Here is a 10,970-nt window from a genome sequence, read left to right as displayed (position 1 = left end):
GGGAGTCACTGCCGGACGGGGAGTCACTGCCGGACGGGGAGTCACTGCCGGACCGGGACGGTCTCCCCGTCGGTCCGGGTGCCCGGGTGGAGCAGGGCCTCAGGGATCCGCAGGTCGGCGGGGTCCAGCCTGAGCACCTGCACGGCATCGAGGACGACCGCCTGTTCGCTGGCGACGAACTCACCGTCCACCCGCCCGATGACCTCGCCCAGATGGATCACCGCCGCCGCCTCCGTGGGCCGGTTGCGGACCTTCGCGATCTCGGCGAACGCGGCGGCCCGGCCGGCCTGCGGATCGGTGACGAGGCGCCGCAGGTGCGCGTCGAAGAGGGCCTCGAGCTCGTCCGGCGGGAAGTGCGACATGACCGGGTCGCTGGCCACGAACGCGCGCAGCCCTTCGCGTTCCGCCGGGTCGACCCGGCCGTCCGCGGCCGTCACCAGCGCGCACATCGCGACCGCGGCGTCGCGGAAGGCATTGCCGCGAAGCTCCTCCCGCCGGGCCGCGAGCTGCGCCCGCAGGGACGCGACGGAAAGGCGGCGCCCGAGGCGCCCGACCTCGCCGGCGCCCGGCGCGATGCCCCGCCATACGGGCCATTCGTCCATGGCCCACCTACGTACCGCCGCGCCCACCGGCAGCGGGCGGATCCGCGTGGTGAGGAGCAGACCGGCCTCGACGGGGGCCAGGTCGTACCCCTGCCAACCGGGCGGGACCGGTACTCCGGCCGGCCACTCGGCGGCGAACAGGATCGTCAGGGTGTGGGCCTGCCCGAGGCCGGCGGCGCTACCCAGGTCTCCCCCGGCGTGCTCGGCGTGCTCGGCCGCGCCGACGAAGCGCCAGCCGGGCGGCCGCGTCGCGGACGGGCCGCCAAGGCGCCCGGCCGGCCGGCGGGCGGGGGCGGCGCCGAGGGACCCCAGGTCACCGAGGCCGGCGACGTGGCGGGCCAGCGCCTGCTCGGTGTGCTCCTCGGGCTCCACCGGACCGCCCGGCAGCACGTGCCAGGTGTCGTCCGGCGGGCGGGCGAGCAGGACGCTGCCGCCCACCCGGACGAGCAGGCGGGTCTCGAGCCGTATCGAGGCGGGCGAGGACATCGCGGTGAACCTCCCGGGGCCAGGATGAGGAGCGCGGGTGCCCGCGTGGACAGGCCGCGGGAGACATCATCCCCCAGACGGGTGGTCCGCCGGCACGGGCCGCCGCAGCCACTCGGTCACGGATGTGGTCCGACCGTCACCGAAACGGACCGAAGACGGGTCCGGGCCGGGTCGCGCCTCGGCGCATCAATTCGCCGCCGTTGGTGTAGCCCGGCGCATGTCGGGCATGCAGGGAGCACGGACGAAATCTGCCTCCCGGCCCCGCTTTCGACCCGAGAGCGGCAGTAGCCGAGCCGCCGTCCGCTCATCTCACCCTGTGCGGCCTTGGAAGGGCGGTGCGACATGCGCACGGTTATCGCTGCGGCGGTCCTCGTCGTCACGGCGGGGGTGGGTTTCGCCCTCGTCGGTGGCGCGGGCGGCGCCGCGTGGAGCTATGCCCTGGTGGTTCTGATCGCCGTCGGCGCCGCGTGGTTCGCCGTCCGCCTCGCGCCCGGCCGCCGGCTGGGAATGGGCGACGGCACCTGCCCGGAGTGCCGTGGTGAGGGGCGGGCCTTCTACGGCAGCGGCCGGACGACCTACCGCCGCCGCTGCCGGGCGTGTCGCGGCTCCGGCTCGGCCCCCGCCGACCTGCGGATCCCTGAGGCCCTGCTCCACCCGGGCACCCGGACCGACGGGGAGACCGTCCCGGTCCGGCAGTGACTCCCCGTCCGGCAGTGACTCCCCGTCCGGCAGTGACTCCCCGTCCGGCAGTGACTCCCCGTCCGGCGGTGACGGCACGAGCCGAACGACTCCGCTCTGTCCCGTGCCCGCCGGCTCCGTGTCCGTCGCCCGCTCCGGCCGGCCCGCCCGCGGACCTACCGCGCGCGGGCCGGCCGGAGCGGGCCGTACCCGACGTACACCCTGGTCCGGTAGCCCTCGGCGGCCAGCCGCCGGTGCTCGCGGCCGAGCGTGCCCGTCAGGGCCTGGAACTCGAAGCTGTCGCGGCGGCGACCGACATGCATGGCCAGCCGGGCGGTGAGCGCGATCAGCCCCGGATCGTCTGTGGCGACCATGGGATAGCCCGGTCCGGCCATGAGGACACCCAGGGAACTGGCGAACGCACCGCGCCGGTCGAGCCGCGCCCGGCGCGCGCCGGGCGCCGACTGCCTGGCCCGCGCGGGCCCCGGACACAGCCGGACCCGGCAGCCCGGACGGGCGAGGTCCCGGCAGTCCGCCACGGTGCGGGCCAGGCCTGTCCGCAGCACGGCACCGGTCGCCGGGACGTCCCGGCGCAGCTCCGACAGGGTCACCAGCATCGCGTCGACGGCGGCCGGTTCGGCGGCGTCCAGGGGGAAGATGTCCAGAGTGACGGTGGCGCCGACCTCGCGGGCGCGGGCGCAGATCTCGGCGGCGTTCCCGTGGGCGATCTTGGCACCGTCGCGGGGGACGGCCTGGCCGACCGCGGCGAGCCGCAGACTGATGTCGAGATCGTCGGCGATCCCGGCGCGGTCGGCGAGGTCGAGCAGGGTCAGGTAGGAGGCGGTCGTGGCGCCCGCCGCCTCGGCGTCTGTCGCGATGGGCCCGACCCGGTCGATGCTCGCCAGCACCCGGGCGTCCGCGACCTGCGCGGCCCGCGCGAGCGCGTCCACCGGACCGGCTCCCGCACGGTCGAGGCGGTCGACGAGCGCCCTGGCCGCAGGAACCCGTCCGGCCAGCTCACGGGCCCGCCCAGCGACCGGCGGCCGCTCCGCCCGGCGCTGCGTCCCGGGGCGGATCACGGCCGGCTCCGATGCGGACGAGCGCCGGCAACCACCCACGATCGTGACTGTATGGACACAGATAGAAGCCTCACGTAACCGCCGGCCGCTGTCCAACCGAACGGCCATCCGGATTACCGCGGCCGGCGACCAGGATTCCGCCAGCGGTGATCCAGTTCGCCGCGGCCGGTCACCCACCACCGCGGCGGGCCACCCCCCGTTGGGCGCCTCCCACGGGGCACGGAGAGAGTAGGACTCATGACCAGCCTCCTCCTCGGACCCATGCACCGGTATGCCGGCGACCGCCACGTGTCCGTGTGGGTGGAGACCGACGAGCCCTGCACCGTCGAGATCCGGTCCGGGCTCGGGCCACGCGCGGCGGCGCCGACCTTCGCCGTCGCCGGGCACCACTACGCGCTGGTCGTGGTCGACGGCCTCGAGCCGGGCACGGCCTACCCGTACGAGGTCTGGCTCACTGCGGCGGGCGTGCCATCGCCCGACCAGGCGGTGTGCGTCTGGCCCGAGGAGGGCAGCCCGCCCAGCCTGCTGCGGCCGGTGGGTGGCGACCGTCCCGTCCGGCTGGTGTTCGGCTCGTGCCGGGTGACCGCGCCGCAGGAGAAGCCGTACACGCTGTCCCCCGGCGAGGACCCGCGTGGCCTGGGCACCGACGCGCTGCACGCCCTCGCCCTGCGCATGGCCGAGACCCCGCCGGACACCTGGCCCGACGCGCTGCTGCTCCTCGGCGACCAGGTCTACGCGGACCACGTGTCGCCGGCGACCGCGGCCCGCGTCCGGGCCCACCGTGACGTCACGGTGCCGCCCGGCGAGGAGATCGCGGATTTCACGGAGTACGCCTGGCTGTACCAGGAGGCCTGGTCACAGCGGGAGATCCGTTGGCTGCTCTCGACCGTCCCGACCGCGATGATCGCCGACGACCACGACGTCCGCGACGACTGGAACATCTCTGCCGCCTGGCGCGCCGAGATCCGGTCGCAATCCTGGTGGGACACCCGGATCACCAGCGGGATCATGGCGTACTGGCTGTACCAGCACCTGGGCAACCTGGATCCGCGGACGCTCGCCGACGACCCGGTGTTCACCGCGGTCACGGCGCTTGCCTCCGGCGGCGAGGACGGCGAGAACCTGCTGCGCACCTTCGCCCGGCGGGTCGACCGGATGCCGGACCTCGGAGCACTCGCGTCCGACCAGGACCACGACACCAGCACCGCGGTCGGTGACCACGCCGGCGCCGGCCACGACACCGGTGACCTGGCCGGCGAGCGCCCCCCGACGCCGCCGCGCTGGAGCTACCGGTGGGACCTCGGCCGCACCCGGTTGATCGTCATCGACTCCCGCTTCGCCCGCGTCGTCGCCCCCGACGGGACCCGCGCCATGGTGCACGACGCCGACTGGTCCTGGATCCGGGACCAGACCCGGCACACCGGCGAAGTCGATCACCTCCTGCTCGGGACGTCCGTGCCGTACCTGCTCACCCCGACGATCCACAACGTCGAGGCGGTGAGCGAGCGGCTGGCCTCCGGCCGCTTCGGACGGGTCGCGGCCGCCGGGGCGGAACGCCTGCGGCAGGCGCTCGACCTCGAGCACTGGGCCGCGTTCAGCCACTCCTTCATCCGGATGACCCAGCTGCTCGGCCAGGTCTCGACCGGTGAGCACGGCCCGGCTCCCGCGAGCGTCGTCGTGCTGTCCGGGGACGTCCACCACGCCTATCTGGCCAGGGCGGAACCCGCCCGCGATCCGGTCGCGGCGAGTCGGGCACCGGCCGACCCGGCCGCCGGTACGCACCTCACCGCAAGCCGTGCCGGCACGACCGCCACCGCCACCGGCAGCGCCATCAGCGCCGCCGGTGGCGAGTCGGCGGTGTGGCAGGCGGTGTGCTCGCCGTTCCGCAACCCACTCGGCCCCGGTATCCGTCGGATCGACGCGCTCTCCCGGCGCCGCCCGCTCGCCGCCGTCTCCAGCCGGGTCGCCCGCCTGCTCGGCATGCGGGGGCAGCCCGTGCGGTGGAAGGTCACCCACGGGCCGTGGTTCGACAGCCAGCTGGCCACCCTCGTGCTCGACGGCCGGCACGCGACCATGCTCCTGGAGAAGACCGAGCCGGACGGCGAACCGGGCGGCCTGGACGAGGTCATGCGCGCGACGCTCAGCTGACCGTCGGCCGCCGCGGGACGCGGCCGACGCCGGTCAGCCGAAGCGGTAGGGCTGGCCGGTGGCCTCCAGGACCGACATCCACAGGTCACCGGCCGGGTCGACCTGGTTGCGCTGGCTGACGGCGAGCGCGATCGGGATGTGGATGAACCGGCGGCGCCAGCGCCCGACGACCATCTCCGTGCGCCCGGACATCGCGGCGTGGACCGCCGCGTGCGCCAGCCGGATCGTGTAGACGTTGTCGTACGGGTTCGCCGCCACGCTGCGGATGTGGTAGCTCGGGTCGATGTACTTCAGGTTGAGCTCGGCACCGCGGGCGGCGAAATCCTCGGTGATCCGCCGGGAGAGCTCCGGGCCGATGTCGTAGAGCTTGCGGTTCCCCGAGGCGTCGGACGACTCGGGCAGGCCGGCGACCAGGTCCTGCCCGGCGCCCTCCGCCACGACGACGACGGCATGACCCCGCTTCTCGACCCGCTGACGGATGTAGGCGAGCAGGCCCCGCTCCCCCTCCAGGGTGAAGGGCAGCTCCGGGATGAGCACGATGTCCGCGTCGCTCTTGGCCAGCACCGCGTAACAGGCGATGAAGCCGGAGTGGCGGCCCATCAGCCGGACAATGCCCACCCCGCCGGGAGCCGAGGTCGCCTCGGCGTACGCGGCGCGGATCGACTCGGCGGCCTTCGCGAACGCGGTCTGGAACCCGAAGCTCTGGTCGATGTAGGGGATGTCGTTGTCGATCGTCTTCGGGATGCCGACGACCGCGATCTTCTCCCCGCGCTCGGCGACGATGCCGGCGATCGCCCGCGCACCGCGCAGCGTGCCGTCACCGCCGATCACGAACAGGATGTTGATGTTCATCCGGGAAAGGCAGTCGACGATCTCTGCCGGGTCCTGTTGGCCGCGGGAGGTGCCGAGGATCGTGCCGCCGTCCTCGTCGATGTTCGCCACCCACTCCGGGGTGAGGTCGACGACGCTGTGCCCGTACTTGGCGATGAAACCCTGGTAGCCGTGCCGGAATCCGAAGATCCGGTTCACGCCGTAGTGGTTGGTCAGCTCGAGCACCAGCCCGCGGATGACGTTGTTCAGACCGGGGCAGAGCCCCCCGCAGGTCACGATCCCCACCCGGGTCTTGGACGGGTCGAAGTAGATCTTGCGGCGCGGCCCGGCGGGCTCGAAGCCCGGCAGCTCGTCCAGCGGCACCTTCCGCGCGGAGATCATCGAAACGGTGTCGTCGAAGAGGACCTTGTCGCCCTCGTCGATGTAGTGCTGGGTCGTCGGCCGCGCACCTAGCAACGGGAGCAGCGGCGAGTCGATCCGGCACGGGCCGAGCTTGCGGACATCCAACTCGGCGCCGTCAACGGTCAGCGGCTCGTTCACGGCCCCCCGATCCCGACACCGCTACGGTCCCCCGACGCCCGACTGGATCGGACCACGATCGCCCCAGCTCCCTTCCGGTTTCTCGGACCGAGCGTACCGGTCCGGACGACTCGCCCACCGGCGACGTCGGCTGGGCAACCCGGTCATCGCGCGGCGGACACCAACCGATCACCACCGCGCAAGGTGGATGATGCGCAACCGACACCTCGCGGACATACCCGGGACGACCTCCGGACAGGCCCCCGCCCCCCACGGGACGAGGACCGAAATCCCACCGACGTCCCGCCGACGCCCCGCGGTGTTCCCCGCCAGAGCCCGGCCGACGGCGCTCCCGGCCGGCCCCGGCCGCACCAGCCCACTGCCTTCCCACCACCATCCATTCCTTCCCACCACCATCCATTCCCGTCGCCCCGGGACGCGACGCCCCCCGACAGCCCCCGCTGGACAACCGCGGCGGCCCGGTGACACCCAGGACTCACCCACCCGCCGCGCTGCAACGAACGGAGCTACGGACGGGAGTGGTGCGCGAGGTCCGGCAGCAGGGTGCGGGCGAGGTAGCGGTCGGCGAGCGCGGCGGTGTCCCGGGCGTACGCGGCGGCATCGGGGACGGCGTCGGAGTGCGGGTGGGTACCCAGCCAGGCGACGAGCAGCAGCCGGCGCAGCAGAACGAGCGTCGGCACGACCGCGAGGTCCGCTGGCCCGAGCGGGCGGTGGGCTCGGTAGGCCTCCAGCCAGGCCGCGACCAGCGCCGGCAGGGCAGGGCTGTGCTCGATGAACGACAGCGCCGCGGCGAGGTCGTAGAGGTACCAGCCGAAGCCGCAGTCGTCGAAGTCGATCACGTGGATCACCGCACCGGACCGCCCGGCGGCCGCACGGTCGGCGGCCGGGATCTCGCCAACCAGGCCAGGGGCTCGGGGCATGGCCGGCCGGGCCACGAGCAGGTTGGCCAGGCGCATGTCCGCGTGGATCAGCCCGAAGCGGTCCGACCCACGGCCATAGGCGGCGAGCCCACGCTCCACCTCCGCCGCGGCCGGTTCGAGCATCGTGACCACGCGCTCCGCCTCGCCGGGCAGCACCGCCGCCACCCCGGCGCGCCAGCTCCCCCAGCGCGCCCCCGGCCCGAGCGTCGCGTGCCAGGACCAGGCGAAACGGCTGAACCCGGCGGGCCGCGACCAGCGGGCGGCGTGGTCGTGCATCCGGCCGGCGATGTCCCCGAGGAGACCGAACGAGGAGATCAGCCCGGCGGTGTCACCGAGCTCGGGCGAGACCCCGTCGACCCACTCGAACAGCACCGCGTGCCGGATCGCATCCCCCGACCGGACCGTGGTCACCACAGATCCGAACCGGTTCGCCACCACGGGTGGCGTGGCGACCACTCCCTCGGCCCGAAGCGCCGCCACCCAGGCCAGCTCGGCGACGATCTCCGCGGCATCGTGGTAGCCCGGCCTGTGCAGCCGCAGCGCCCAGCGACGGTTCCCGGCGACGTCGTCGATCCGGTACGTCATGTTCTCGGAGATGTTGACCAGGACCGGCACCGGGGCCGGCCCCAGGTCGTACGCGGCCAGGACGTCGGTAAGCACCCCGGCGAGCTCAAGCAGCTCTCCAGTGACCACGCCGGCCCCGCCGCCGGGTTCGCCGGTACCCACCGTGTCCGTCCCCCTCACCACCCAGGTCCGTCAGTGGCCCGCTGTCCGACCGTGGTCCGCTCGAGATACCCGCCCCGCCCGGCGCGCGTCACAGCAGGGCCGGCCTTCGCGGATGCGGCACCACTCGGGGGATTCTGCCCGCGCGGGGCAGAGCTCCGGACGCCCGGCCCAGGCCCATCCGCTCCCGGCGCCGCCGGCGATTGTCGGGGGCGACCTCGCGCCCCGGGATTCACGCGGCGGGCTCGACGCGGCCCGACAATCACTCATACGACACAGAAATAACTCCACCCGACCGCATTCTCGGTTCCCCCGTTCCCCCGGCCGACCTTCTTCCAACGAGCGGGACGCACGGCCGGCGCGGGCCAGGAAATCATGGTGGACGATTCCGGGAATTCCCACCGAGCGCGGCGCCGGAAGATATCATTGGGATACGCACTTCGAGGGGAGCCGACATGACCGTTCCCATCACCCCCACCCCCGTGGCCACGCCCACCCCGTGCCTGCGTTGCGGCCGCGCGCTCACCAGCCCGCTCAGCGTCGCCGTGGGGCTCGGGCCCGGGTGCACGCGCCACATCCGCCACACCGCGCCGACCCTCACCGGCTACTCCGACCGGCAGCTCGAGGATGCTCTCGAGCTGCTCGAACTCGGCGGCCTCACCCCACTGCGCGGTCGCCGGGTCTGGCTCACCGTCGGCCATCGCGGCGCCACCTATCGAACCGCCGTCACCGGGCACTGCACCTGCGTCGCGGGGCTGCACGGAAAGCCGTGCCATCACGCGGCCGCCGTTCACCTCGTCGCCGCATAGCCGACGGTCCAGCCATCCGCCCGCGGCGAATTCCGGCGGAATCCGCCGCGGGCAGCAATCTGGTTTCGGTGCCGGTCAATCTGGTTTCGGCCCCCGGTCAGCAGGTCCCGTCCGAATACCCCACCACCACTCCGACCCGGTCGATGACGAGGGCGTCGACCGTCACCGGCGCCTCGCGCAGGACCTCGCAGGCGGTCCTACGCGCGCCGGCGGCGATGAGATCACCGAGAGCTATCCCCGCGTCGGCACAGATCCGCAGCGCACCGAGAGCGGTGTTGGCTCCGAGGATCGCGGCCTGAAGATCCGCGCCCGCTCCGGCGGAGCGGGCGAGCGCGGCGAGGCCGGCGAGGTCGACCTGCGAGCGGCCGGAGTGCAGGTCGAGGTGTCCGGCGGCGAGTTTCGCCAGCTTGCCGACCCCGCCGACGACCGTCAGTCGCGGGATCGGATGACGCCGCAGGTACTTGAGCACGGCGCCGGCGAAGTCACCCATGTCGAGCAGGGCTTCGTCGGGAAGCCCGTACCGGTCGCGGGCGACCTGCTCCGAGGTGCTGCCGGTGCACGCGGCCACATGCCGGTGCCCGGCCGCACGGGCAACGTCGATGCCACGGCGAATGCTGTCTATCCACGCGGAGCAGGAATAGGGGACGACTATTCCGGTGGTGCCGAGAATCGACAGCCCCCCGAGGATTCCCAGCCGCGGGTTCCAGGTTCGGGTCGCCAGCTCCGCTCCGCCGTCCACACCGATCTCGATCTCGACGTCGACGACGGCGGCGGTACTGGCCCTGGCCGTGGTTCCGGCGGTGTGCGCGGGGCCGTCGCCGTGTGCCGCGGCGACTTCGGCGACGGCGGCGCGCATCATCCGGCGCGGAACCGGGTTGATCGCCGGCTCCCCCACCGCCAGCGGTAGGCCCGGCCTGGTCACCGTGCCCACTCCCACACCGGCGCGGAACACCACGCCGGTTCCCGGCGATCCGCGGCGGATGGACGCCGTCACGACGGCGCCGTGCGTGACGTCGGGGTCGTCCCCAGCGTCCTTGATCACGGCCGCGGTGGCCGAGTCGGGCCCGAGCCACTCACGGGCCAGCGCGAACGCGGGCCGGGCCCCGCCAGGCAGGGTGATGGTCACCGGATCGGGGAACTCGCCGGTCAGCAGGGCGGTATAGGCGGCCGTCGCCGCCGCCGTCGCGCAGGCGCCGGTGGTCCAGCCGTACCTCAGCGTGCCGCGGTCGGCGCCGGACCGCCGGCCCGACCGCTCGCCGGCGGTCCCCGGCGCGGACGCACCTCGCGATTCCAGTCCCGGCGCGGATGCGGGCGTGGGCGCGCCTTCCGCCCCCGGTACCGGATCAGGGGCCGGTTCCGTCTCCACCGGTCCGGTCAGTCCGCGTCGCGGGCGAGGGCGTTCACGGCCGCCGCGGCCATCGCGCTGCCGCCGCGCCGGCCGCGCACCACGAGGTGCTCGAGCCCGCTCGGGTGGGCGGCCAGGGCCTGCTTGGACTCCGCCGCCCCGACGAAACCGACCGGCACCCCGACGACGGCGGCCGGCCGGCCGGCTCCGTCCTCGACCAGTTCGAGCAGGCGGAACAGCGCGGTCGGGGCGTTGCCGACGACGACCACCGCGCCGTCGAGGCGGCCGCGCCACAGCTCCACCGCGGCGGCGGTGCGGGTGGTTCCCGAGTGCCGGGCGAGCTCCGGGACCCGCGGGTCCGAGAGCGTGCAGATGACGGGGTTGTCCGCGGGCAGCCGGCGGCGGATCACCCCGGCGGCGACCATCGCCGTGTCGCAGAGCACCGGCGCACCGCCGACGAGTGCGGCCCGCGCCGCGGCGGCCACCCCGGGAGAGAACGCGATGTCACGGACGAGATCGACCATCCCGCAGGAGTGGATCATGCGTACGACGACGTGGGCGAGGCCGGCGGGCAGGCCGGTCAGGTCCGCCTCGGCCCGGATCGTCGCGAACGACAGGCGGTAGATCTCGTCGGCGTCGCGCAGGTAGCCGGTCATCGGGCGGCGATCAGGCCGATCAGGCGGGCGAGCACCCGCGGAGCATATGTGGGCAGGTCGCCGTGCGCATCCGACCCGGCGGCGGCCTGCGCGACGGTTCTGTCGGTGCGGCGCCGTATCGTCGCGGTGTCCCGCCAGCCCGGCCCGTGCGGG

Annotated in this window: 9 protein-coding genes; 3 read left to right on the top strand and 6 right to left on the bottom strand. The window is 74.0% G+C overall.

The features are described from left to right. Positions 1–41 precede the first annotated feature (41 nt). Positions 42–1,088, bottom strand: a complete 1,047-nt coding sequence (locus tag FMEAI12_RS15725; RefSeq protein WP_112106604.1) for a TerB family tellurite resistance protein — start codon at positions 1,086–1,088, stop codon at positions 42–44. Between the two features lie 342 nt (positions 1,089–1,430). On the opposite strand from FMEAI12_RS15725, the gene FMEAI12_RS15720 reads away from it, so the two are divergent. Beyond that, positions 1,431–1,787: a hypothetical protein gene (locus FMEAI12_RS15720; RefSeq protein ID WP_112106603.1), complete on the top strand. Its 357-nt coding sequence runs from the start codon at positions 1,431–1,433 to the stop codon at positions 1,785–1,787. A gap of 155 nt (positions 1,788–1,942) precedes the next feature. Here FMEAI12_RS15720 and FMEAI12_RS15715 read toward each other — a convergent pair whose 3' ends face one another. After that, entirely contained in the window at positions 1,943–2,845 is a 903-nt protein-coding gene (locus tag FMEAI12_RS15715) for a proline dehydrogenase (protein ID WP_235014041.1), read from the bottom strand. A gap of 237 nt (positions 2,846–3,082) precedes the next feature. Here FMEAI12_RS15715 and FMEAI12_RS15710 point away from each other — a divergent pair, with 237 nt between their 5' ends. Further along, a complete protein-coding gene (locus FMEAI12_RS15710) occupies positions 3,083–4,993 on the top strand; it encodes an alkaline phosphatase D family protein (protein ID WP_112106601.1) in 1,911 nt (636 codons plus the stop codon). Positions 4,994–5,026: 33 nt separating this feature from the next. On the opposite strand, the gene FMEAI12_RS15705 is transcribed toward FMEAI12_RS15710, so the two are convergent. Both FMEAI12_RS15705 and FMEAI12_RS15700 read right to left on the bottom strand, forming a co-directional pair. Next, positions 5,027–6,364 carry an ATP-dependent 6-phosphofructokinase gene (locus tag FMEAI12_RS15705; RefSeq protein ID WP_112106600.1) on the bottom strand — a complete coding sequence of 446 codons (1,338 nt, stop codon included), beginning with the start codon at positions 6,362–6,364 and terminating at the stop codon, positions 5,027–5,029. A gap of 506 nt (positions 6,365–6,870) precedes the next feature. Then, the gene (locus tag FMEAI12_RS15700; protein WP_112106599.1) at positions 6,871–8,010 is read right to left on the bottom strand and encodes a phosphotransferase enzyme family protein; all 1,140 of its coding nucleotides are present in this window, start codon (positions 8,008–8,010) and stop codon (positions 6,871–6,873) included. Positions 8,011–8,462: 452 nt separating this feature from the next. Between FMEAI12_RS15700 and FMEAI12_RS15695 the strand changes: the two genes are divergently transcribed. After that, the gene (locus FMEAI12_RS15695; RefSeq protein WP_112106598.1) at positions 8,463–8,816 is read left to right on the top strand and encodes a DUF6011 domain-containing protein; all 354 of its coding nucleotides are present in this window, start codon (positions 8,463–8,465) and stop codon (positions 8,814–8,816) included. A gap of 97 nt (positions 8,817–8,913) precedes the next feature. Here the strand turns inward: FMEAI12_RS15695 and FMEAI12_RS15690 are convergent, their stop codons facing one another. Continuing rightward, entirely contained in the window at positions 8,914–10,182 is a 1,269-nt protein-coding gene (locus tag FMEAI12_RS15690) for a cobalt-precorrin-5B (C(1))-methyltransferase (RefSeq protein ID WP_112106597.1), read from the bottom strand. An 8-nt stretch (positions 10,183–10,190) separates the two neighbouring features. After that, positions 10,191–10,817, bottom strand: coding sequence for a precorrin-8X methylmutase (locus FMEAI12_RS15685; RefSeq protein ID WP_112106596.1), 627 nt, complete (start codon positions 10,815–10,817; stop codon positions 10,191–10,193). Between the last annotated feature and the right edge of the window lie 153 nt (positions 10,818–10,970).

Source organism: Parafrankia sp. Ea1.12 (genome assembly GCF_900465275.1).
Classification (GTDB): domain Bacteria; phylum Actinomycetota; class Actinomycetes; order Frankiales; family Frankiaceae; genus Parafrankia; species Parafrankia soli.
Note: the sequence above shows the minus strand (reverse complement) of the source record. Positions and strands in the feature narration are given on the sequence as shown.

Bases quoted from the DNA above. Each gene is read 5' to 3' on its own strand.
- FMEAI12_RS15725 (WP_112106604.1), bottom strand. From the start codon at position 1,088: ATGTCCTCGCCCGCCTCGATACGGCTCGAGACCCGCCTGCTCGTCCGG.
- FMEAI12_RS15685 (WP_112106596.1), bottom strand. From the start codon at position 10,817: ATGACCGGCTACCTGCGCGACGCCGACGAGATCTACCGCCTGTCGTTC.
- FMEAI12_RS15695 (WP_112106598.1), top strand. From the start codon at position 8,463: ATGACCGTTCCCATCACCCCCACCCCCGTGGCCACGCCCACCCCGTGC.
- FMEAI12_RS15720 (WP_112106603.1), top strand. From the start codon at position 1,431: ATGCGCACGGTTATCGCTGCGGCGGTCCTCGTCGTCACGGCGGGGGTG.
- FMEAI12_RS15710 (WP_112106601.1), top strand. From the start codon at position 3,083: ATGACCAGCCTCCTCCTCGGACCCATGCACCGGTATGCCGGCGACCGC.